This is a genomic window from Streptomyces sp. NPDC005808, from assembly GCF_042871385.1.
Lineage (GTDB): Bacteria > Actinomycetota > Actinomycetes > Streptomycetales > Streptomycetaceae > Streptomyces.
In genome coordinates, this window is record NZ_JBIAIK010000005.1 from 458,489 (window position 1) to 481,306 (window position 22,818).

Genomic DNA, 22,818 nt, shown 5'->3' on the forward strand with positions numbered 1-22,818 from the left:
CTCTCGGCTCACTCCCCCACACGCCCGGCTCACCCCGCCGCACACGCCCGGCTCACCCTGGCGCCCAGTCCCGAGGATCACCAGTGAGACCACGGGACCACGGCCCACCCTGGTCAGGCCGCCAGCCGCTGCGCCTCCACGACCGCTTCCTCCAGGCTGTCCACCACGGGCACGCCCACCTCCTCCAGGCTGGCGCGGCCGTGCGAACCGCCGGTGTAGAGGACCGCCTGCGCTCCCACATGGCGGGCGGCTATCGCGTCGTCGGCGGCGTCACCGATCACCACCACGCGGGCCGGCTCCAGGCCGGCGAGCGCGCCCAGGTGCCGCACCATGTGCTCGGCCTTGCTGCCGCCGGAGGGGCCGGTCCGCCCGTCGACCCGCAAGAAGTGCGGCTCGATCCCGAACCCCCTCACCAGCGGGACCAGTTCGTCATGCCCGTACATGCTGAGGATCGACTGGCTGTGCCCCGCCGACCCCCACTCCGTCAGGAGCGTCGGCACACCCGTGGTGAGCTCGCACACCGCCCGCTGCTCCGCGTAGTACCGATGGAAGGTCTCGTCCATGATCTGCCACTCGGCGTCGGTCGGCAGTCGCCCCATGAGCCGCTCGTAGAACTTCGGCACCGGAACGCAGTACAGCGCCCTGTACCGCTCCAGCGTGATCGGCTCAAGACCCAGCTCGGCGAACGCGGCATTCGTCGCCCCGATGATTGCGGCATTGTCGTGGAACAGAGTCCCGTTCCAGTCCCACACAATGTGCGCTGCTCCGTACTTCCCCATGACAAGAAAGTACCCGCCCCCACTGACAACGCTCCAGACAGCCCGTCCGCAGCACGCCTCTGCCGCCGCGGCCACCGCGGCCACCACGCAAGGACCGCGCAAGGAGCAGCGAAGCCTCAGTCCCCCAGGCCCACCAGATTGGGGATCTCCTGCGTGGCGAACCACAGCAGCTCGTGGTCCTCCGCCCCGTCCACGATGAACTGGGCGTCGTCGTCCCCGTGGTCGGCCGCCCCCAGCGCCTCCACCGCCGCGGTGATGTCCACCTCCGCGTCCGCCAGGTCGACATGGACGGCAGCCGCCTTGGCCAGGGACACGGCCCCGGAAACCCGCACCTCGCCGAGCGCCGCCGGTTCCAGCCCCCGGTCGGGGTCGGCGACCGCGTCCCGGTCGGCCACGTCGACCGCGACGACCACCCGGCGGCGCACGGCACCCGGATCGACCGCGAGCAGCCGCAGCGACGCCAGCGCGGCACGGTTCAGCGCCGCGTACTCGAGCTCCTCGATGTCGTCGGAGAGATACCACTCCCGCAAGGCGGGCGTGACGGCGTAGGCGACGAACGGTCCCGACCCCAGTTCCCCCGTCTTGTACGCCTCGGCGAGACCGGAGAGGGTCAGGGGGACGTAGACGCGCATGGCTGGCCGCTTTCGTAGTCGGAGAGCTCCGGGAAGGGCGGTCCGGCGCCTCCCTGGAGGACCTTCAGGATACGTGCGGGCGTCCCCTTTCGAGTCCCCGGCCGCACCCTCCGGAGCGTCCACCCCCGGGCCGCGATTCACCCGGTACATCCCGGCCCCGCCAAGGCTCCCGCACCGCCCGGCCACTCTGATGAGTGAACATTCCGGACGCCCCGACGCGGGCCTCACGTCCTTGCGGAGGTCCGCCCCCGCCTCGTACAAGATCCCCAACGCAAAAGTTACCGCCCGGTATCGAGCCGGGCCCAGCGAGCGGGGACCCACGCATGAACAAGGTGATGACCAGGACGACGCGCTACCCGGGCACCCGCCCGCCCGGTCGCCAGGACCCCCGCCGCCCGGGTAACACGTCACCGCGCACACCGGGCGGAGGCACCACACCTCGTACGCCCCCGGGAGGCAGCCCGCCACCGACGCCTCCCGGCGGACGCGCGTCCCGCACCACTCCACCCGCGTCCCGAACCACAGCGCTCCCCTCCCGCACCACACCACCCGCGTCCCGAACCACAGCGCCCCCCTCCCGCACCACACCACCCGCGTCCCGAACCGCGCCACCCGCAAGCCGCCCACCCGCGGCCCAGGCCGGAGCCGTGCCGCTCTCCGCGCCGCTCTCCGCGCCCCATGAGGCTCCCCACAGGCCGGTTCCGGCTCAGGCCCTTCACAGGCCCGCTCCCCGCCCCCGGCCCACCGACCTCTTCGCCGACCTCCTCCTCGCCGTCCTGAGCGGCCAGCGCCCCGTCCACTGCATGCTGCGCCACACCGCGGGCCGCGCGTACGACGAACTTGCCTGGCTCGCCGAACGCGGCCTCCTGCGCACCCGCGGAACCCGCCCGGTCGTCCGCGACATCGGCTACTACGTGCCGCGCCCGGGCGCGATCGAGGCCTTCGCGCGCATCGGCGCCGGCGAGCAGCTCCGCGCCATGGCCTTCCGCCTGGAACAGGCCGCCGACCTCCGCTGGCGCTGCACAGCGGTCGAACTGGGCGGCCCCCGCATGCCGCACACCAACGACGACTGAGCCGGGGGCAGCGCAAAGGGCCGAACACCCAAAGGTGCCCGGCCCTCAGCCGACTTCTGAACCGCTCAAGCCGCGGTCACTTCTTGCGGCGACGCGTGCCCTTCTGCTGCTTACGGCGCTCCGCGCGCGTAAGGCCGTCCGACTCGGAGCGCACGGGCTCGTCGTCGTCGTTGGCGAAGTCGCCCTCGATGATGCCGCCCTCGCCGTCCACGGTGGGGGCGGAGAAGTGCAGCCGGTCCGGGCGCTGCGGGGCGTCGAGCCCCTTGGCACGGATCTCGGGACGCGCACCCGCGGGAACGGCATCCGACTTCTTGTCCAGCGAAGGCGCGGCGTCCGCGACCGGGACCTCCTCGACCTGCTGCTCGACCTGGACCTCCAGGTTGAACAGGTAGCCGACGGACTCCTCCTTGATGCCGTCCATCATGGCGGTGAACATGTCGAAGCCCTCGCGCTGGTACTCGACCAGGGGGTCCTTCTGCGCCATGGCGCGCAGGCCGATGCCCTCCTGGAGGTAGTCCATCTCGTAGAGGTGCTCACGCCACTTGCGGTCCAGGACCGACAGCACGACCCGGCGCTCCAGCTCACGCATGATCTCGGAGCCGAGCTGCTCCTCGCGGGCCGCGTACTGCTCGTGGACGTCGTCCTTGATGGACTCGGAGATGAAGTCGGCGGTCAGACCGGCACGGTCACCGGCGGCCTCCTCCAGCTCCTCGACGGTGACCTTCACCGGGTAAAGCTGCTTGAAGGCGCCCCACAGCCGGTCGACGTCCCAGTCCTCGGCGAAGCCCTCGGCGGTCTCCGCCTCGATGTACGCGTCGATCGTGTCGTCCATGAAGTGCTGGATCTGCTCCTGCAGGTCCTCGCCCTCCAGAACGCGGCGGCGCTCGCCGTAGATGACCTCTCGCTGCCGGTTGAGGACCTCGTCGTACTTCAGAACGTTCTTACGGGTCTCGAAGTTCTGCTGCTCGACCTGCGACTGGGCGGACGCGATCGCGCGCGTGACCATCTTGTTCTCGATCGGTACGTCGTCGGGAACGTTGGCCATCGACATGACCCGCTCGACCATCTGGGCCTTGAAGAGGCGCATCAGGTCGTCACCCAGCGACAGGTAGAAGCGGGACTCGCCCGGGTCGCCCTGACGGCCGCTACGACCGCGCAGCTGGTTGTCGATACGCCGCGACTCGTGCCGCTCGGTGCCCAGCACGTACAGCCCGCCGAGGTCCTTGACCTCCTCGAACTCGGCCTGCACCGCCTTCTTGGCCCTCTCCAGGGCGGCGGGCAGCGCGGCGGCCCACTCCTCGATGTGCTCCTCGGGGTCGAGGCCGCGCTGACGCAGGTCCGCCTCGGCGAGGTCTTCCGGGTTGCCGCCGAGCTTGATGTCCGTTCCACGGCCGGCCATGTTCGTGGCCACGGTCACAGCACCCTTGCGGCCGGCCTGGGCGATGATCGGCGCCTCACGGTCGTGCTGCTTGGCGTTGAGCACTTCGTGCTGGATGCCGCGCTTGGAGAGCTGCTGCGAGAGGTACTCGGACTTCTCGACCGACGTCGTACCGACGAGGATCGGCTGGCCCTTCTCGTGCTTCTCGGCGATGTCGTCGACCACCGCGTCGAACTTGGCGACCTCGGTGCGGTAGATCAGGTCCGACTGGTCCTTGCGGACCATGGGCTTGTTGGTCGGGATCGGGACGACGCCGAGCTTGTAGATCTGGTGGAACTCGGCGGCCTCGGTCATCGCCGTACCGGTCATGCCCGAAAGCTTGTCGTAGAGGCGGAAGAAGTTCTGCAGGGTGATCGTGGCGAGCGTCTGGTTCTCGTCCTTGATGTCCACCCCTTCCTTCGCCTCGATCGCCTGGTGCATGCCCTCGTTGTAGCGGCGGCCGGCGAGGATACGGCCGGTGTGCTCGTCGACGATCATGACTTCGCCGTCGATGACGACGTAGTCCTTGTCCTTCTTGAAGAGTTCCTTGGCCTTGATGGCGTTGTTCAGGTAGCCGACGAGGGGGGTGTTCACCGACTCGTACAGGTTGTCGATACCCAGCCAGTCCTCGACCTTGGCGACGCCGGACTCGTGGATGGCGACGGTGCGCTTCTTCTCGTCGACCTCGTAGTCCCCGGTCTCCTCGATGCCCTTGAGGGTGTTGCCCGCCTCGCCCCTCTTCAGCCGCGTGACCAGCTTGGCGAAGTCGCCGTACCACTTGGTGGCCTGGTCGGCGGGGCCGGAGATGATCAACGGCGTACGGGCCTCGTCGACGAGGATGGAGTCGACCTCGTCGACGATCGCGAAGTTGTGGCCGCGCTGGACGAGTTCCTCCTGGGACCACGCCATGTTGTCGCGCAGGTAGTCGAAGCCGAACTCGTTGTTCGTGCCGTACGTGATGTCGCACGCGTACTGCTCGCGGCGCTGGGCCGGCGTCATGTTGGCGAGGATGCAGCCGACGCTCAGGCCCAGGAACTTGTGGACGCGGCTCATCAACTCGGACTGGCTCTCGGCCAGGTAGTCGTTGACCGTGATGAGGTGAACACCGTCTCCGGTGAGGGCGTTCAGATACGCGGGCAGCGTGCCGACCAGGGTCTTGCCCTCACCGGTCTTCATCTCTGCCACATAGCCGAGGTGGAGCGCGGCGCCACCCATCATCTGCACGTCGTAGTGGCGCTGGCCAAGGACGCGCTTGGCAGCCTCACGGACGGTCGCGAAGGCCTCGGGCAGCAGGTCGTCCAGGCTCTCGCCGTCGGCGTAACGCTGCTTGTACTCATCGGTGAGGGCCCGCAGCTCGGCGTCGGAGAGGTCGACGAAGTCCTCTTCGATGGAGGTGACCTGGTCCGCGATGCGGTGCAGTTTGCGCAGGATCTTGCCTTCGCCTGCACGCATGATCTTTGAGAGGACGGACACTGGGCTATGTCTCCTTGCCGGTCGGGCCTGGGACGGTCGGTTGCAATGACAGATTCAATTAGCAGCTTGAGCAACGGCCATCGTAAGCGAGGACCCCACCGCGCCGGGAGGCCTGCTCGTGACAGCCACTAGGACAACGGCCAGGGGTTGCCGAAGGTGCCGCGTTCCCATCGCGAAAAGTAATCAAGAACTCACCCTCAGCAAAGGAATGGCGTCCTCGCGCCCGCCCGAGCAGAATCGGCCGATGGACCCCGTCACACTGACCACTGACCGGCTTCTGCTGCGCACCGTCGGCCCGCACGATACGGACGCCGTGTACGACGCCGTCCAGGACCCCGACATCCAGCGCTGGACCACGATCCCGTCGCCCTATCTCCACGAGCACGCGGTGGGTTTCACGGACCAGATGGTGCCCGACGGCTGGGCGGACGGCTCCATGTTCACCTTCGGTGTCTTCCTGCCCTCCGAAGAGTTGGTGGGCATGCTCGCCATCACGATGCGGTCTCTGGGCGTCGGCGAGATCGGCTTCTGGGCGAAGAAGGAGCACCGAGGCAACGGCTACATCACCGAGGCCGCACTCGCCGCCTCCCGCTGGGCCTTCACCGCCGCCTCCCTCGACCGCGTGGAATGGCGCGCCCAGGTGGGCAACACAGCGTCCCGCGCCGTCGCCGAACACGCCGGCTTCATCTTCGAAGGCACCCTCCGCTCCGCCATCAACAACAAGGGCGTACGCCGAGACTGCTGGGTAGCCTCCTTGCTCCCGTCGGACCTGGGCCTCCCTTCGACGGCGCCGTACTTGCCGACGCCGACTCCCTCCAGCCCGTGAGATCCTTCAGCCCGTCCGGCGCTGGAAATCTTTCAGCCCGTCCGGCGCCTGAGATGCCTCAGCCCGTCCGGCGCTGGAGATCCTTCAGCCCGTCCGGCGTTTGAGGACGAGGCCGTTCAGGCCGAAGCGGGGGTCTGGGGGCGGCAGCCCCCAGGAACAAGGGACGGGCAGGGGCGGAGGGGGCGAAAACTGCCCCACCCCAGCCCACGCCGGGCACCCTATGAAGCCGGAGCGCGCCCCCAACGAGCGCCAAGGCCACCCCCACTGTCAGTGGCACCGCCTACCGTGAGGACATGGCCACCCTCCCGCCCCCCACCACCGAGCTCTCCGCAGACGAAGCCCGCCGAATCGCCCTACGGGCACAGGGCTTCCTGGGCGCCCCGGACCGCAGGACCGGCGTACGCGGAGTCCTGCGACACCTCGGCGCGGTCCAACTCGACACGATCTCCGTCCTCGCCCGCTCCCACGAACTCATCCCGTACGCCCGCCTGGGCGCGGTGGGCCGCAAGACGGTGGACCAGGCGTACTGGACACCGGGTTCCGACGGCGCACCCCACGCCTTCGAGTACTGGTCCCACGCGGCCTGCATCCTCCCCGTGGAGGAGTGGCCCCACTTCGCCTTCCGCCGCCGCGCCTACCGCGCCCGCCCGCACTGGAACCACGACCTGCCTGACGGCACCTACGACCAGGTCATCAAACAGCTCCGCGCCGAAGGCCCCCTCACCGCCACGGATTTGGGCGGTGCGAAGAAAACCAGCGAGTGGTGGGACTGGTCGGGCACCAAGGTCGCCGTGGAGCGCGCGCTGATGTACGGCGAGGTGGTGTGCACCGAACGCCGCGGCTGGAAGCGGGTGTACGACCTCGCCGAGCGCGCCATCCCCGGCACGCTGCTCCATGACGAGCTGGACGACAGGGAGTGCCTGCGCCGCCTCGTCCGCCTCGCAGGCCAGTCTCTGGGCGTGGGCACGCGCGCGGACATCGCCGACTACCACCGGCTCAAGGGCGAGCAGGTCGACGCCGTGATCGCGGAATCGGGCCTGGTCCCGGTGACGGTGGAGGGCTGGGGCAAGCCCGCAATCGGGAGGAGCGGCGCGAAGCGCCTCGCCGGAAGGGTGATGGCGGGAGACGCGTGGGCGGACCCGGCTGCCCTGGAGTCCACCCCGCGCGGCCGCCACCGTACGACACTGCTGTCGCCGTTCGACTCCCTCGTCTGGGAGCGGGCCCGCACGGAGCGGATCTTCGGCTTCACCCACCGCCTGGAGGCGTACACCCCCAAGCCGAAGCGGGTTTACGGCTACTTCGCGATGCCGGTCCTCGCCGGCGGCCGGCTGGTCGGCCGCGTGGACCCGGCCCGCGAGGGCCGCACCCTGGTCGCCAAGCAGGTCACCCTGGACGGCCCCAAGGCAGTCCCCGCGGTGGCCCAGGCCCTGGTGGAGGCCGCGAGCTGGGTGGACTGCACGGACGTACGGGTGGAGCGGGTGGATTCCCCGGAGCTGCGCGCCCCGCTCACCCTCGAGCTGTCCCACGCCCTCGGGTGATCAGCGATTCACACGTGACCGCCCAACTCACCCGATCCCACCCGACTTACTAGCGAATCTCGAGGATCTTCTCCCGCATCGCGTACACCACGGCCTCCATCCGGGAGTGCAGCTGCAGCTTCTCCAGGATGTTGCGCACGTGGTTCTTCACCGTGTTCTCGGAGATGAACAACTCCTTGGCGATATCCCGGTTGTTCATCCCCGTGGCGACGAGCTTGAGAACTTCCAGCTCGCGTTCCGTCAGCCGCGGCGCGGGAACCAGTCGTCGCTCGTCGGTGCGCTGGATCATCGACTTGAACTCGGTGAGCAGTTTCGACGCCATGGAGGGGCTGATCTGCGACTGCCCGTCCGCGACCGCGCGAATGGCCGTCGCCACTTCGTCCGTGGAAATCTCCTTGAGGAGATAACCGGTCGCGCCCGCCTTGATCGCGTCGTAGAGATCGGCCTCCTCGTCGCTGATCGTCAACATGATGATCTTCGCGCTGGGGGCCACCTCCTTGATGGAGGTGCACGCCTCGATACCGCCCCGTTTCGGCATGCGTACGTCCATCAGCACGATGTCGGGCAGCAGGTCGGCCGCTTTGTCGACCGCCTCGGCACCGTCACCCGCCTCACCGACGACCTGGATGTCCTCCTCGGCCGCGAGCACGATCTCCAGACCGCGGCGGAAGAGGGCGTGGTCGTCCACGACCAGGACCCGGATGGGCTCCTTGCGTGGAGACCCCGCGTCCGGGCCCATGCCGGTGACGCCGTCGTCGGCATCCCCGTCACGCATCGGTCCGAAGCTGTCCGCCATCGTTCCTCCCCCTGAAGGCCGTGGCCTGTGTTTCTGTGCCATCGCCAACCCAAGGCAGCGGCCCACCGGTTGGGCCGGTGCGGCCATGATTCCATGCCCGGGCGCCAATGCGGTGACAGAGCGGGGCGCGAGACGTCGCACACCGGTGCCCCTGGGGGCGCATGAGCGCTCCAGGGGCACCGGCTCAACTGTCACCGGCGTGGGTCAGCCGCCGAGCGCTCCGCCGGGCGCGGCCGAGCCGGCCTGGGCGACCATCGGGTCCGTGTTGAGGTGGATGACGCCGTAGTCGTACGCGTGCCGCCGGTAGACGACACTCGGTTCCTTGGTCTCGGAGTCGACGAACAGATAGAAGTCGTGTCCGACCAGTTCCATCTCGTAGAGAGCCTGGTCGAGCGACATGGGTGCGGCCACGTGGGACTTCTCGCGGACGACGAGGGGGCCTTCGCCCATGACCTCGAGAGGGCCGACCTTCTTGGTCGGCACGCCGTCGGGTTCCTCGTCGTGGACGATGCTGCCGTCTCCGTTGAGCGTCGCGGCGTCCGGGACGCGGTCGGCGACCTCCGCGGCCGAGATCCTGCCGGTGCCACGGCGGGTGTAGCGCTTGTCGTGCTGCTTGCGCAGCCGGGCTTCGAGTTTGTCCGCCGCCAGGTCGAGTGCCGCATACGGATCGCTCGCCGACGCCTCCGCCCGGATCACCGGACCGCGGGAGCGAAGCGTGATCTCCACTCGGTCACAACGGTCGGCCTGCCGGGGGTTGGGCTCCTTGGACACCTCGACGTCGAGGCTGATCACCTTGCCATCGAGCTTCTGGATCTTCTCCAGTTTCAGCTTCTCGGCCACGTGCTTGCGGAACCTCTCGGGCACCTCGGTCTTGCGGCCCTTGACGACGATGTCCACGCAGAACTCCGTTCCCGGATAGCCCCGCTCCACTGGCGGAGCATCTCCCTTTTGCACCAGGCTCCGGTGAGTCCCGGAACCTCGGACTCGGTGACTTTCACCTCCTCCTCCCCCATGGGCAAGATCTACACCCCAACCGAAGCGGGTGATTGCAAAAAACCCGCGGTACGGCATTCGGATAATGCGAGGCACGGCCCGCGCCATTGCCTCACAACCGAACATATCTCGCCCGGACGGATGACGTCACCCTCTACTACGGCGTACCTCCGTTCAGGTGAATTAACCGTCTCGTTACCTGCAACGATGCAAGTTCCCAGTCAGTTCCGGTTTATTTCGAACGAGTCCGGAGGCGCCGCAACCACGGCCGCGCAGATCATGACTCCCGAGCCGCCCGCACCCGTCCTCGCCATGTCTCCCGCTCCGCCCGTACCCGTCACGCCTCCGAGCTGGCGCCTACCCACAATTCCCCGGTCCACCTGTGGCCCGGCCGCCGTCTCCGCCATCTCTGCCGGCGTCGCCCGAACAACCGCCGCCCGTACGGCCCGCGCCGCCTCCGTCAACGAGGCGCCCGTCGTCATCAGGTCGTCCACCAGCACGATGCGACTGCCGGCCGCCAGCAGCCGTTCACCCCCGGCAGCGACCTCCAGCGCGCCCTCGAGATTGTCCAGCCGCTGCCGGGAGTTGAGCCCCGACTGGTCGGCCACGGCACGCCGCTGCCGCAGCACGGCGAGCACCCGGGCCCGCGTTCCCGCGCGACGCAGTTCACCCGCCGCGGCGAGCGCGATCCGCCGCGCCGGATCATGACCGCGCGCCCGCACCGCCCACCGCGAGGACGGCACAGGAACCAGCAGGACGGCCTCAGTCCCAGGCAACCCGCACCCCACTCCCGACCGACCCTCCGTCCTCAGCTGCCCGTTCCCGGCTCTCAGCAGCCCCTCTGCGGCCATGAGCCGCCCGCCCGGCCCTGGGAGGCGTCCCTGCTCCAGTCCTGCCCGCACGGCCCCGGCCAGCGCAGCGCCGAGGGGCACCGCGAGCGGCAACGCACCCCGTTCCTTGTGGGCGAGGAGCGCCGCCCGCACCTCGTCCTCGTAGGGAGCCGCCGCGTGCACCACAGGCAGCCCTACCGGCTCCGGCACCGGTCGCACCCGGCTCGGTGCGGCCCCTGTCAGGGCGGCACGGCACTCAGGGCAGAGCACCGCGCGCGGCCTCCCGCAGCCTCCGCACTCGGCCGGCAGCACCAGATCGGTGAGGTCCTGCCACCACCCCCGCATGCCCACCACTGTGCCAAGGCACGGGCAGCCCGGCCACCCCTGTGGACAACTCCCTGTGGACAACCCGCGCAGCCGTCGGACACCGCGGTCGCCCCCGTGGGCCGGGCTGCTCGCCGCCCACCCGACGTCACCCGCGGACCGGCGCGTCACCCGGGATAGACCGGCGCCGTCCCGTCCTTGACCACCGTCTGCCACTGCTCCCCGGACGACAGCCGCACGATCCCGTCCTCCTCCGAGTGCGCCACCAGGGGCAGCCGTTCGTCCTCGGACGCGGCGATCTCCTTCACACCCGTGAGCGCGGAGGGCGCGGTGCCCGCCGGAGTGGAGCCGTCGACCTGGACGTACGCCATCTGCTGGACGCCGCCCTCCTCGCGCCCGACCACCACCAGACGGCTGTCCCCGGCCCACGACATGGCCGTGACATCCTCCAGTTGCGGTGCCGCGGCACGCAGTTCCAGGATGGAGACGACGGGGCGTTCGGCGGACTCGGTGTCCCGCTCGATACGGCCGATCTGCAGCGAGCTCTTGCCGTTCTTCTCGATGATCAGCGCGATCCGCACCCCGTCGGCGGAGACCCGTACCGCCTCGATGCGTCCGTCAAGGCCCGGCGCCGAGACCACCAGCGGTTCACCGGCGCCCTTCTCCAGCAGAAGCAGCCGGGGGTTCTCCGGATCGCGGTCGGCCACCCACAGGTCACCCCGCCCGTCCCAACTGGGCGTCGTCAGCCGGTCCTGCGGAGTCTTGCCCGCGCTGTGCAGCACCGCCTCGCCGAGCGAACTGCCCGACACCAGCGACCCGACGTACAGCGAACTCCCGTCGGTCGAGACTCCGGCCGCGACGTCCTCGTTCCGCGACACCGCGGCCGACCGCAGCTTGGTGTCGCCCTCACCCAGCGCACCGGGCACCGGCTCGGGCTGCTTGTCCCCGTTGCCGCTGGGCATCCGTACGAGGCGCTGCTTGCCGTCGATGAAGTACTGGTACTCGGGGGCCTGTCCCGTGCCGTGCGAGGCGGCGCTCTCCTCCGGGTCCTCGGCGAGCTCACACAGCTGGGAACCGTCCGACCTCTGCAGCGCGACCTCGTCCACCCCCGTGGGCGTCAGGTCCTGCAGTGTGAAGAGAAGCTGGGTCGCCATCCTGGTGCACTGGGACTGTCCGACCCGGTCGGCCTTGCTGTTCAGCGGAACCGTGACCTTGTTGCGGTCATCGGGCGACAGGGACTTGACGCCCTTCTTCAGTGCCGTACCGGAGGGGAAACTCGACGTCACCACCGGGTCCAGCCAGCTGGTGGGCCCCTGCAGGAGGGTGCGGACCATCTCCGTCATCGGGTCCACCTCGCCGCGCACGTAGACCGGGTCGGCGACGGTCACCTGCTGTCCGCCCTCCCCCGAGGACCCGTTGGAAGCGAAGTAGTACTTGTTGACGGAGTCGTAGTTGCGCTCGAAGTCGGACTTGCCCATCACCACACCCGGCGGCAGCTCGTCGATGCGCCACTGCTTGTCCGGCTGCTGAGTGAGATGCACGGTCTCGGTGTACGAGCCGGACTCCGGCGCGTACGCGTGCTGTGTGTCCACCGTGGCGACCTTGTCGCCGCTCAGCTGGTACAGGAAACCGTCGTCGGTGCCTTCTCCGGTCCCCGTGTGCACCACTTCGGTGTTGGGTCCGTCCGCGAGGACGTTCGTGGACTCGTAGGGGTCCCACGTCTTCTGGGCGCTCGCGGACAGGTACAGGCGCGCCGTCGCATACTCCGGGTCGTCGCTGGTCAGCGCCTCCAGGAAGCCCCGCACGATCTCCGCGGGCTGGGCCTCCTCACGCGGTGGCACCGCGAACACCCGGACCTGCGAGTCCGCACGTGGCGTGGACTCGACGTCACGCAGGTCGCCGCTGTCCGGCATCGAGGCGCACCCGGCCAGCAGCAGCGCACCGCAGCCGACGTACGCCGCGATACGCACTGGACGTCGTCGACCGCCTCTTGCCTCGCGGTCAGCGCCCACGAAATGCCTCCCCTTGTCCGAGCCCCTCCGGCTCTCCGTCGGCTGCTCCGCGCTCCCGCACGGCCCGCTCCCCGTCCGCGGCAGGTGGGCCGTCCGGCCGTCGCGAGCCGCCGGTGAGCCGCGGCACCACGCGCGCGCCGTTGCCCGGCAGCGCCGTCGGGTCGGCCGTGGGCGAAGCACCGGCCAGTCGCGGACCCATGGTCGTCCGAGGCGGCACACTCCCGCCGACGGGCTGCTGCACCGGCACCGTCGCGAGCTTGCCACCACCACCGGGCGGCAGACCGGCGTCGTCAAGTCCACGATTTCGCCGCGAGTCCTTGGGCTCCAGCGGTATCGGCGACCCGCGCAGCGGTTCGTCCGCCGTCCGGGGCAGCGTGAGCCTGAACTGCGAACCGCCACCCGGCTCGCCCCATGCCTGCAGCCAGCCGCCGTGCAGCCGCGCGTCCTCCAGGGCGATGGACAGCCCGAGTCCCGTTCCGCCCGTCGTACGCGCGCGTGCCGGATCCGCCCGCCAGAAACGGCTGAAGACCCGGGTCGCCTCGCCGGGCTTGAGGCCCACCCCGTAGTCGCGCACCGCGACCGCGACCGCCCCGCCCGCCGCGGCCAGCTTGACCAGCACATCCTTGCCCTCGCCGTGCTCCACTGCGTTGACGACGAGATTGCGCAGCACCCGCTCCACCCGCCGGGCATCCGCCTCGGCGATCACCGGCTGCTGGTCGCCGAGGACGCGTATGCGCGTGCCCTTGCGGTCGGCGAGCGGCTCCGCCCCGCTGACCACGCGTCGTACGACCACACGAAGGTCTATGGGCTCGGCCTCCAGCGCGGCCGCGCCCGCGTCGAAGCGGCTGATCTCCAGCAGGTCCGCGAGCAACGTCTCGAAACGGTCCAGCTGGTCGGCGAGCAACTCGGCCGACCGCGCGGTCATCGGATCGAAGTCCACGCGCGCGTCGTGGATGACATCGGCCGCCATCCGGACGGTCGTCAGCGGCGTACGCAGCTCGTGCGAGACGTCGGAGACGAACCTTCGCTGCATCCGCGACAGTTCCTCCAGCTGCTGGATCTTCAACTGCAGGTTCTGCGCCATCTTGTTGAAGGCCTCGCCCAGCCGCGCGATGTCGTCCTCACCGGTGACCTTCATACGTTCCTGGAGGCGCCCGGCGGAGAGCCGCTCGGCGATGCCCGCCGCCATCCGTACGGGGGTGACGACCTGGCGCACCACGAGCCAGGCGATGGCTCCGAGCAGCACCACGACGAACAGCCCCGCCGTCGCGAGCGTGCCCTTGACCAGGCTCAGCGACTTCTCCTCCTGGGTCAGCGGGAAGAGGTAGTAGAGCTGGTACGAGTCGCTGTTGGGGTCGCTGAGCTCCTTGCCGATGACCAGCGCCGGCTGCGGATCCTTGGCGTCCTTGTAGACGACCCGTGTGTAGCTCTGGGCCGCCACCGTGCTGCCCTCGACACGGTCACGCAGGTCCTCCGGGACGCTCAGCGTCGGGTCGACGTTGCCGGAGGAGCGCGGCCCGAGTCCTCCGCCGCCGTCACCGGCCGTGGTGGAGCTGAGCGTCACGACGTCGAAGGCGCCCTGACCGCCGCTGGAGAGGGACACCACGAGGTCGCTCATCCACTGGCTGACGTTCTTGGCGGGGCGGCCGTCCGGGCTCGACGTGTCGGCGCCGTTCGCCGTCGCCGCCGCGTCCGCGTTCTGCTTGGCCACCGAGAAGCCGCCGGTCGCCTGGCTCTGCGACGCCTTCACCTTGGCGTCCAGCAGGCCGTTGCGCACCTGCCCGATGACGACGAAGCCGAGCAGCAGCACCACGCCGAGGGACATCAGCAGCGTGGTGACGACGATCTTGAGCTGAATGTTGCGCCGCCACAGCCGTATCACCGGCAGCAACGGACGCCGCACCCAGCGCGTGAACAACCGAAGGACCGGGCTGCCCTGGACTCCGCCCTGAAGCAGCCCGCCCTCGACGAACTGCACCCAGCGGGAGCCGGGAGAACCCGTCACCTTCCGGCCGACAGGCCGCCCCGAGCGGCCCCCCGGCTCACCGGGTGCCGAAGCGGCCCTGTCCCGGGACATGTCAGCTCGGTCCTGCCTTGTAACCGACGCCACGGACGGTCACCACGATCTCCGGCCGCTCCGGGTCCTTCTCGACCTTGGAGCGCAGCCGCTGGACATGGACGTTGACCAGGCGGGTGTCGGCGGCGTGCCGGTAGCCCCAGACCTGCTCCAGGAGCACCTCTCGCGTGAACACCTGCCACGGCTTACGGGCCAGCGCCACCAGCAGGTCGAACTCCAGCGGCGTCAGCGCGATGGACAGCCCGTCCCGCTTCACGGAGTGACCGGCCACGTCGATGACAAGGTCACCTATGGCCAGCTGCTCGGGCGCCGGCTCCTCGGAACGGCGCAGCCGCGCCCTGATCCGCGCGACCAGCTCCTTTGGCTTGAACGGCTTCACGATGTAGTCGTCCGCGCCCGACTCGAGGCCCACCACGACATCGACGGTGTCGCTCTTCGCCGTGAGCATCACGATCGGCACCCCGGACTCCGCCCTGATCAGGCGGCACACCTCGATACCGTCCCGGCCGGGAAGCATCAGGTCCAGGAGCACCAGATCGGGCTTGCTCTCACGGAAAGCGGCCAGCGCCTTGTCGCCGTCGGCTACGAAAGACGGCTCAAAACCTTCACCACGCAACACAATGCCGAGCATCTCGGCCAGTGCGGTGTCGTCATCGACGACAAGGACTCGTCCCTTCATAAACGACATCATCCCATTAACTAAATCGTTACCTGGCGTGACCTGTCACACAGCTCGGCAAGCGCCTCAGCTGTCACGGGCGACACAGCGCCCGCTTCGGTCACGATCGCCGTCACCAACTCGGGCGGCGTCACATCGAACGCCGGGTTGTACGCCTGGGTCCCCAGGGGTGCCACCGGTATCCCGCCTCCCGCTTCCACTCCCGCCACCGACACCTGCGGTGCTGTGATCTCCGTCACTTCATGACCGGCACGCTGCTCGACCTCGATGGACGCCCCGTTCGGAGTGTCCAGATCCACCGTCGTCAGCGGCGCCACCACGATGAACGGCACATGGTGGTAACGGGCCAGCACCGCGAGCGGATAGCTCCCCACCTTGTTCGCCACCGAACCGTCGGCCGCGATCCGGTCGGCTCCGATCAGTACCGCGTCCACCTCTCCAGCCGAGAACAGCGAGCCCGCCGCGTTGTCCGTGAGCAAGGTGTACGCCATTCCGTTGCGCGCCGCCTCGTAGGCCGTCAGCCGAGCACCTTGCAGCAAAGGCCGCGTTTCGTCCACCCACAGCCTGCGCAGCCGGCCCGCCCGATGTGCCAGGAGGGCCACCGCGAACGCCGTGCCCTCCCCACCGGACACCAGCGCTCCGGTGTTGCAGTGCGTCAGAATCCGGTGCCCACCGCCCGGCAGCAACTCGTCGAGCAGGGCCAGCCCGTGCCTGGCCATCCGCGCGCTGGCCTCGGCGTCTTCCTTGTGCAGCGCCCGCGCCTCAGCGAGCGCCGCCCCGGCCGCCCGCTCCGGATCACCACCGCCGGAGAGCGTGGCCAGGTACGCCGTCTGCGCCCGGCGTACGCCGACAGCGAGGTTCACCGCGGTGGGCCGGGCCCCGGCCAGCGCTCGGGCGGCATCGTCCACATCGAAGCCGCGTACGGCGGCGAGCGCGACGCCGTACGCCCCGGCGATACCGAGCAGCGGCGCCCCGCGCACGGCGAGCGTACGGATCGCCTCCACCAGCGCGGGCGCGTCCGTGCACACCAGCTCGACTTCCTCCGCCGGCAGTCTCCTCTGGTCGAGAAGGACCAGTACGGGGCCTTCGGGGGGCTCGTCCCAGCGGATCGCGGGTATCTCCGTCGGCCCGCTGTCCTTGCGGGATTGCGCGTACTGATCAGCCATCTGCCCAGTCTGCCCCGTACCCGGCAGACAATTGAAGGTGTGCAGCTCATACGACCGCAGGTCCCCAGCGGCGCACACCGTGGCACGATGGCTGCCAACCTGCCGCCGCGCCCGCGGACGGGCACCGTGAAGGAGCGACGATGAACGACACTCCGGGCTGGGCCTCGCCCGGATCTGCCCCCTCCGACGGGCAGGAGCCGGACACCTCCGGCTCCGCCCGGCCCACGGAGCAGCCCACGGAGCAGCCCGCGGACCAGGGCAGCACGGACCAGCCGAATGCCCCTTCGCAGTGGTCCAAAGAGCAGCCCCTGCCCGGTCAGTGGTCCGCCCCCGGTCCGCAGGACGCTGTCCCCGGCCAGACGCCGCCTCCGCCCGGGCCGGGCCGAGGCGACCAGCACCCCGGCGGCCCTGGCGGCTACGGGGCTCACGGGGGAGGCGGCTGGGGAGGCCCCGGTCCCGGCTACGGCGGCCCGGGAGGTCCCGGCGGCTGGGGCGGCAACTGGGGTGGCCCGCCGCCCGCGGCCAAGCCCGGCGTGATCCCGCTCCGTCCGCTCGGCGTCGGCGAGATCCTCGACGGCGCGGTCTCCACGATGCGCACGTACTGGCGCACCGTCCTCGGCATCTCGCTGACCGTCGCGGTCGTCACAGAGATCGCGGTCATCCTGTTCCAGGGCTTCGTCCTGGACGACAGCTCCACCGCGGACACCCTCAACGACTCGACCGCCACCTTCAGTGAGGTGAGCAGCGCCCTCGGGAGCACCCTGCTGGGCTCCGGCGCCGTCCTGCTCATCACCCTGCTCGGCACCATCGTCGCCACGGCTCTGCTCACGACCGTGACCAGCCGTGCCGTGCTCGGCAAGCCGGTGACCACCCCGGAAGCCTGGCGGGATGCCCGTCCTCAGCTTCTGAAGCTGTTCGGCCTGACCATCCTGCTGCCGCTCATCGCCGTCGCCATCGTCACGGTCGGCATCCTGCCCGGAGTGATCGTCGGGGTGACCGCCTCGAGCGACGCGGGCATCGCACTCGCCGTCATCGGCGGACTCGGCGCGGGGATTGCCGCCGTCTGGCTGATGACCCGCTTCTCGCTCGCCTCGCCCGCCCTGATGCTGGAGAAGCAGGGCGTCGTCAAGTCGATGAGCCGCTCCGCGAAGCTCGTGCGCGGTTCCTGGTGGCGGGTTTTCGGCATCCAGCTGCTCGCCACGATCATCGCCAACATCATGGCCTCGATCATCGTCATCCCGTTCACCTTCCTCGCGGCGGCCCTGAGCGGCGACGGCGTCACCGGTTTCCTCGACAGCGACGGCGGCTCCCTCGGCTGGACGTTCCTCATCATCAGCGGGATCGGCTCGGTGATCGGATCCATGCTCACCTTCCCCGTCACCGCCGGCGTCACGGTGCTCCTCTACATCGACCAGCGCATCCGCCGCGAGGCCCTCGACCTCGACCTGGCCCGCGCCGCCGGCGTCGAGGACTACGGCTCCGCAGCCCCCGGCCCCACCCCGGGGAGCTGACGGGGTGAGCCTGGCGGGGGGAGTTCTCACAGCGGTACTGGCACTACCGCGCAACGGCGCCACAGCTGTTCCGGCACTACCGCGCAACGGCCTTACAGCCGTCCTGGCACGTCCGCTCACCGGTGACGAACCGCCGGTGACGATCCCACGCGACCCCGCGCGGGAGGCGGCCGAACGCGAGCTGTCCAAGCCGATGTACCACGAGAACGACCCCAGCCTGGCCCAGCGCGCCCTGGACGCCTTCTGGGACTGGGTCGACAAACTGTTCGGCGCGGCCTCGACCGCGACTCCCGGGGGAGCGCTCGGACTTGTCGTCATCGTGCTGGCCGTGCTGGCAGTCCTTGCCGCCCTGTGGTGGCGCCTGGGCACTCCGCACCGCGCCCCCACATCGGCCCCGGCCCTCTTCGACGACCGCCCCCGCAGCGCCGCCGAGCACCGCGCCTCGGCCGAAGCACACGCCGCCCAGGGCCACTGGAACCAAGCCGTCCAGGAACGCATGCGCGCCATGGTCCGGTCCCTTGAGGAACGCGCCCTTCTCGATCCGCGCCCCGGCCGCACCGCCGACGAGGCAGCCGCCGAGGCTGCCCGCACCCTGCCCTCCCACGCGGACCGACTGCGCGCCGCGGCACGGGACTTCGACGACGTGACGTACGGCGGCCGAACCGCGGAACCGCGCACATACCACCGCCTCACCGAGCTCGACCGCGACCTGGAGCGCACCAAACCCGTACTCGCGAACAGCAGCCCCCAGAGCCCGGCCCACAACGCCCGCCAGGGGGCGTCCCAATGACCGAGGCCACCCTCCCGACCTCGACCTCGACCCCGCCCCAGACTTCGGTCTCGCCCACCGTCCGCCAGCTGTGGACGCGCGCCCGCGGAGTCGTCCTCGCGCTCGTGCTCCTCCTGGCGGCCGCCATCGCGATCGCCGCCATCCGCTCCAACGCCCAGCACGGCCGCCTCGACCCCCGCTCCGCCGACCCCTCCGGCAGCCGAGCCGTCGCCGAACTCCTGACCGACCAGGGCGTCTCGACGCGCGTGGTCAGCACCCTGGAAGAGGCCCGCGCCGCGGCCGGCCCCGACACCACTCTGCTGATCGCCGTCCCGGACCTGCTGACCGACCGACAGCAGACCCTCCTCCGCGCGGCAACCGAGAACTCCGGCGCACGTACGATCCTGATCTCCCCGACATCGCCCTCCCTGGGCACCCTCGCCCCGGGAGTCACCGCCGACCCGGTGACCAGCTTCGACTCGACGCTCTCCCCGAGGTGCGACCTGCCCGCCGCCGAGCGCGCGGGCACCGCCGACACCGGCGGCATCCGCTACACCACCACCGCTCCCACCGCCGATGCGTGCTACTTCAGCGAAGGCCTGCCGACCCTGCTCCGCATCCCGGCACTCGAAGGGGACGGCGACACCGTCGTACTCGGCGCCCCCGACATCCTCTACAACTCCCGCCTCGACGAGCACGGCAACGCCTCGCTCGCCCTCCAACTGCTCGGTTCCCGTCCCCACCTGGTCTGGTACCTCCCCTCGCTCTCCGATCCCTCGGCCACCGACGCGGGCGACCAGAGCTTCTTCGACCTGCTGCCTTCGGGCTGGCTCTGGGGCACGCTGCAGCTCTTCATCGCGGCAGGCCTGGCCGCCTTCTGGAGGGCACGCCGACTGGGCCCTCTCGTACCCGAACGCCTCCCCGTAGCGATCCGTGCCTCCGAAACCGTCGAAGGCCGCGCGCGTCTGTACCGCAAGGCCAACGCCCGCGACCGCGCGGCCAACGCCCTGCGCTCCACCACCCGCACCCGCCTCGCCCCCCTCGTAGGCGTCGCCGTAACCCAGGCACACGCGCCCGAGTCCTTGCTCCCAGCCCTGTCCGCCCAACTCCGCGGCCAACGCGACGGACAGGCCCTGCACTCCCTCCTCTTCGGGCCGCCACCCCGCGACGACGCGGCCCTCATCTCCCTCGCCGACCAACTCGACGCCCTCGAAAGAGAGGTACGCCATTCATGATGGACCCGACCACTGACAACGCCGGGAACACCGGGGACCAGGGCACCGCCCGCGCCTCCCTGGAGGCCCTGCGCGCCGAGATCGCCAAAGCCGTGGTCGGCCAGGACCCCGCAGTGACCGGTCTCGTCGTCGCCCTCCTGTGCCGCGGACACGTCCTCCTCGAAGGCGTCCCGGGAGTCGCGAAAACACTGCTCGTGCGCGCCCTCGCGTCCGCACTCGAACTCGACACCAAACGCGTCCAGTTCACCCCCGACCTGATGCCGAGCGACATCACCGGCTCCCTCGTCTACGACGCCCGCACCGCCGAGTTCTCCTTCCAGCCGGGCCCGGTCTTCACCAACCTCCTGCTCGCCGACGAGATCAACCGCACCCCGCCCAAGACCCAGTCCTCCCTCCTCGAAGCCATGGAGGAACGCCAGGTCACGGTCGACGGCACCGCACGCCCACTCCCCGACCCGTTCCTGGTCGCCGCGACCCAGAACCCGGTCGAGTACGAGGGCACGTACCCCCTGCCCGAAGCCCAACTGGACCGCTTCCTCCTCAAACTGACGATCCCTCTGCCGTCCCGCCAGGACGAGATCAGCGTCCTCACCCGCCACGCCGAGGGCTTCAACCCGCGCGACCTGCGCGCCGCCGGCGTACGCCCCGTAGCGGGCCCCGCAGACCTGGAAGCCGCCCGCGCCGCCGTCGCGAAGACATCGGTCTCACCCGAAATCACCGGCTACGTAGTGGACATCTGCCGGGCCACCCGCGAGTCACCGTCCCTCGCCCTCGGCGTCTCCCCCCGTGGCGCCACGGCTCTCCTCGCCACCGCCCGAGCCTGGGCCTGGCTGACAGGCCGCGACTACGTCATCCCTGACGACGTAAAGGCCCTCGCCCTCCCCACGCTCCGCCACCGGATCCAGCTCCGTCCCGAGGCCGAGATGGAAGGCGTAACCGCCGACGCGGTCATCACCGCGATCCTCACCCACGTCCCCGTCCCCCGCTGATGCCACTCACCGGCCGCGCCGCCCTCCTGGCAGCACTGGGCACACTCCCCATCGGCATCTGGGAGCCGAGCTGGGCGGGCATTCTCGCCGTCAACGGCCCGCTTGCCCTGGCCTGCGCCTGCGACGCCGCCCTGGCAGCCCCCGTACGCCGCCTCGGCCTGACCCGCTCCGGCGACACCTCGGTACGCCTCGGCGAAACCGCCGACGTCGCCCTGACCGTCACCAACCCTTCCAGCCGCCCCCTTCGCGCCCAACTCCGCGACGCCTGGCCGCCAAGCAGCTGGGAACCCGGTACCGAAGTGGTCGCTTCCCGCCACCGCTTGACGGTCCCCGCCGGCGAACGCCGACGCCTGACCACCCGCCTACGCCCCACCCGCCGCGGCGACCGCCAGTCCGAGCGCGTCACCATCCGCTCGTACGGCCCGCTCGGTCTCTTCTCCCGCCAGGGCAACCACAAGATCCCCTGGACCGTACGAGTCCTGCCGCCCTTCACCAGCCGCAAGCACCTCCCTTCCAGGCTGGCCCGGCTCCGGGAACTCGACGGCCGCACCAGCGTGCTGACCCGCGGCGAGGGCACGGAATTCGACAGCCTCCGCGAGTACGTCCCTGGTGACGACACCCGTTCCATCGACTGGCGCGCCACAGCCCGCCAGACCACAGTCGCCGTACGCACCTGGCGCCCCGAACGCGACCGCCACATCCTTCTCGTCCTGGACACGGGCCGCACTTCGGCAGGCCGCGTCGACGACGCCCCGCGCCTCGACGCCTCCATGGACGCGGCCCTGCTCCTCGCGGCCCTCGCCTCCCGAGCCGGCGACCGCGTGGACCTCCTGGCGTACGACCGCCGGGTACGTGCCCTTGTCCAGGGACGGGCGGCAGGCGAACTCCTCCCGTCCCTCGTCAACGCGATGGCCCCCCTGGAACCGGAACTCGTCGAGCTGGACGCACGCGGCCTCACCGCCACAGCACTCCGTACGGCCCCACGCCGCTCCCTGATCGTGCTGCTGACGAGCCTGGACACAGCCCCCATTGAGGAAGGCCTGCTCCCGGTGCTCTCCAGCCTGACGCAACGCCACACAGTTCTCCTGGCATCCGTGGCGGACCCGCACATCGCGCGCATGGCAGCGTCCCGCGGCAACACCGAAGCGGTGTACGAGGCAGCAGCTGCGGCCCAGGCCCAGACAGAACGCCATCGCACAGCCGAAAAGCTGCAACGCCATGGTGTCACCGTCGTCGACGCGACTCCGGAGAACCTGGCACCGGCTCTCGCGGATGCTTATCTGGCACTGAAGGCAGCCGGCCGACTATAGAAAGGCGCAAAAAGGAAAGGGGGGTCTCCTGGGAAAGGAGACCCCCCTTAAACGCAAAATACCCCCGTACCGTTTTCCCGGTACGGGGGCATTCTCCAAAAATAGTTCGGCGGCGTCCTACTCTCCCACAGGGTCCCCCCTGCAGTACCATCGGCGCTGTAAGGCTTAGCTTCCGGGTTCGGAATGTAACCGGGCGTTTCCCTCACGCTATGACCACCGAAACACGGTGAAACTTGCCAACCGGAGCCATAGAAAAACACATGGCTACAACGATTGTTCGTGGTTTCAGAACCAACACAGTGGACGCGAGCAACTGAGGACAAGCCCTCGGCCTATTAGTACCGGTCACCTCCACACCTTGCGGTGCTTCCAGATCCGGCCTATCAACC

General features: G+C 69.9%; 18 protein-coding genes and 2 rRNA genes. 8 read left to right on the forward strand and 12 right to left on the reverse strand.

What is annotated here, in order from left to right:
- Positions 1-113 precede the first annotated feature (113 nt).
- Positions 114-779: an HAD family hydrolase gene (locus tag ACFYPC_RS14915; RefSeq protein ID WP_388675179.1), complete on the reverse strand. Its 666-nt coding sequence runs from the start codon at positions 777-779 to the stop codon at positions 114-116.
- Positions 780-895: 116 nt separating this feature from the next.
- The gene (locus tag ACFYPC_RS14920; RefSeq protein ID WP_388675181.1) at positions 896-1,411 is read right to left on the reverse strand and encodes a DUF6912 family protein; all 516 of its coding nucleotides are present in this window, start codon (positions 1,409-1,411) and stop codon (positions 896-898) included.
- 647 nt (positions 1,412-2,058) lie between these two features.
- On the opposite strand from ACFYPC_RS14920, the gene ACFYPC_RS14925 reads away from it, so the two are divergent.
- Positions 2,059-2,484: an Rv3235 family protein gene (locus ACFYPC_RS14925; RefSeq protein WP_388675184.1), complete on the forward strand. Its 426-nt coding sequence runs from the start codon at positions 2,059-2,061 to the stop codon at positions 2,482-2,484.
- Between the two features lie 76 nt (positions 2,485-2,560).
- Here the strand turns inward: ACFYPC_RS14925 and secA are convergent, their stop codons facing one another.
- On the reverse strand, positions 2,561-5,374 hold the full coding sequence (gene secA, locus ACFYPC_RS14930) for a preprotein translocase subunit SecA (protein ID WP_388675186.1): 2,814 nt from the start codon (positions 5,372-5,374) through the stop codon (positions 2,561-2,563).
- Positions 5,375-5,618: 244 nt separating this feature from the next.
- Here secA and ACFYPC_RS14935 point away from each other — a divergent pair, with 244 nt between their 5' ends.
- On the forward strand, positions 5,619-6,200 hold the full coding sequence (locus ACFYPC_RS14935; protein WP_388675188.1) for a GNAT family N-acetyltransferase: 582 nt from the start codon (positions 5,619-5,621) through the stop codon (positions 6,198-6,200).
- A 293-nt stretch (positions 6,201-6,493) separates the two neighbouring features.
- Positions 6,494-7,738 (forward strand): winged helix-turn-helix domain-containing protein, encoded by a 1,245-nt coding sequence (locus tag ACFYPC_RS14940; RefSeq protein ID WP_388675190.1) that lies wholly within the window; start codon positions 6,494-6,496, stop codon positions 7,736-7,738.
- Positions 7,739-7,787: 49 nt separating this feature from the next.
- On the opposite strand, the gene ACFYPC_RS14945 is transcribed toward ACFYPC_RS14940, so the two are convergent.
- The 7 genes from ACFYPC_RS14945 to mtnA all read right to left on the reverse strand — a co-directional run bounded on the left by ACFYPC_RS14945 (position 7,788) and on the right by mtnA (position 16,615).
- Entirely contained in the window at positions 7,788-8,534 is a 747-nt protein-coding gene (locus ACFYPC_RS14945) for a response regulator (protein ID WP_384393188.1), read from the reverse strand.
- Between the two features lie 204 nt (positions 8,535-8,738).
- Entirely contained in the window at positions 8,739-9,431 is a 693-nt protein-coding gene (hpf, locus tag ACFYPC_RS14950) for a ribosome hibernation-promoting factor, HPF/YfiA family (RefSeq protein WP_388675193.1), read from the reverse strand.
- A gap of 317 nt (positions 9,432-9,748) precedes the next feature.
- Positions 9,749-10,702, reverse strand: coding sequence for a ComF family protein (locus ACFYPC_RS14955; protein ID WP_388675195.1), 954 nt, complete (start codon positions 10,700-10,702; stop codon positions 9,749-9,751).
- Between the two features lie 146 nt (positions 10,703-10,848).
- Positions 10,849-12,693, reverse strand: a complete 1,845-nt coding sequence (locus ACFYPC_RS14960) for an LpqB family beta-propeller domain-containing protein (RefSeq protein WP_388675198.1) — start codon at positions 12,691-12,693, stop codon at positions 10,849-10,851.
- A complete protein-coding gene (gene mtrB / locus ACFYPC_RS14965; RefSeq protein ID WP_388675200.1) occupies positions 12,683-14,770 on the reverse strand; it encodes an MtrAB system histidine kinase MtrB in 2,088 nt (695 codons plus the stop codon). Before mtrB ends, ACFYPC_RS14960 begins: the two co-directional genes overlap by 11 nt.
- A gap of 1 nt (position 14,771) precedes the next feature.
- The gene (gene mtrA, locus ACFYPC_RS14970) at positions 14,772-15,461 is read right to left on the reverse strand and encodes a two-component system response regulator MtrA (protein ID WP_199820881.1); all 690 of its coding nucleotides are present in this window, start codon (positions 15,459-15,461) and stop codon (positions 14,772-14,774) included.
- 8 nt (positions 15,462-15,469) lie between these two features.
- On the reverse strand, positions 15,470-16,615 hold the full coding sequence (mtnA, locus tag ACFYPC_RS14975) for an S-methyl-5-thioribose-1-phosphate isomerase (protein WP_388675204.1): 1,146 nt from the start codon (positions 16,613-16,615) through the stop codon (positions 15,470-15,472).
- A gap of 140 nt (positions 16,616-16,755) precedes the next feature.
- Here mtnA and ACFYPC_RS14980 point away from each other — a divergent pair, with 140 nt between their 5' ends.
- From ACFYPC_RS14980 to ACFYPC_RS15000, 5 genes are read left to right on the forward strand one after another with little or no spacing between them, the layout of a single operon-like run.
- Entirely contained in the window at positions 16,756-18,126 is a 1,371-nt protein-coding gene (locus ACFYPC_RS14980; protein WP_388675206.1) for a hypothetical protein, read from the forward strand.
- Between the two features lie 4 nt (positions 18,127-18,130).
- A complete protein-coding gene (locus ACFYPC_RS14985) occupies positions 18,131-18,916 on the forward strand; it encodes a DUF4129 domain-containing protein (RefSeq protein ID WP_388675209.1) in 786 nt (261 codons plus the stop codon).
- Positions 18,913-20,130 carry a DUF4350 domain-containing protein gene (locus ACFYPC_RS14990; protein ID WP_388675212.1) on the forward strand — a complete coding sequence of 406 codons (1,218 nt, stop codon included), beginning with the start codon at positions 18,913-18,915 and terminating at the stop codon, positions 20,128-20,130. The genes ACFYPC_RS14985 and ACFYPC_RS14990 overlap by 4 nt, the downstream gene beginning before the upstream one ends.
- Positions 20,130-21,119, forward strand: coding sequence for an AAA family ATPase (locus ACFYPC_RS14995; RefSeq protein ID WP_388675215.1), 990 nt, complete (start codon positions 20,130-20,132; stop codon positions 21,117-21,119). The genes ACFYPC_RS14990 and ACFYPC_RS14995 overlap by 1 nt, the downstream gene beginning before the upstream one ends.
- Positions 21,119-22,429 (forward strand): DUF58 domain-containing protein, encoded by a 1,311-nt coding sequence (locus ACFYPC_RS15000; protein ID WP_388675218.1) that lies wholly within the window; start codon positions 21,119-21,121, stop codon positions 22,427-22,429. Before ACFYPC_RS14995 ends, ACFYPC_RS15000 begins: the two co-directional genes overlap by 1 nt.
- Positions 22,430-22,533: 104 nt before the next feature.
- On the opposite strand, the gene rrf is transcribed toward ACFYPC_RS15000, so the two are convergent.
- Both rrf and ACFYPC_RS15010 read right to left on the reverse strand, forming a co-directional pair.
- A 5S ribosomal RNA gene (gene rrf, locus ACFYPC_RS15005) occupies positions 22,534-22,650 on the reverse strand.
- Between the two features lie 94 nt (positions 22,651-22,744).
- Positions 22,745-22,818, reverse strand: a 23S ribosomal RNA gene (locus ACFYPC_RS15010); the annotation flags it as partial.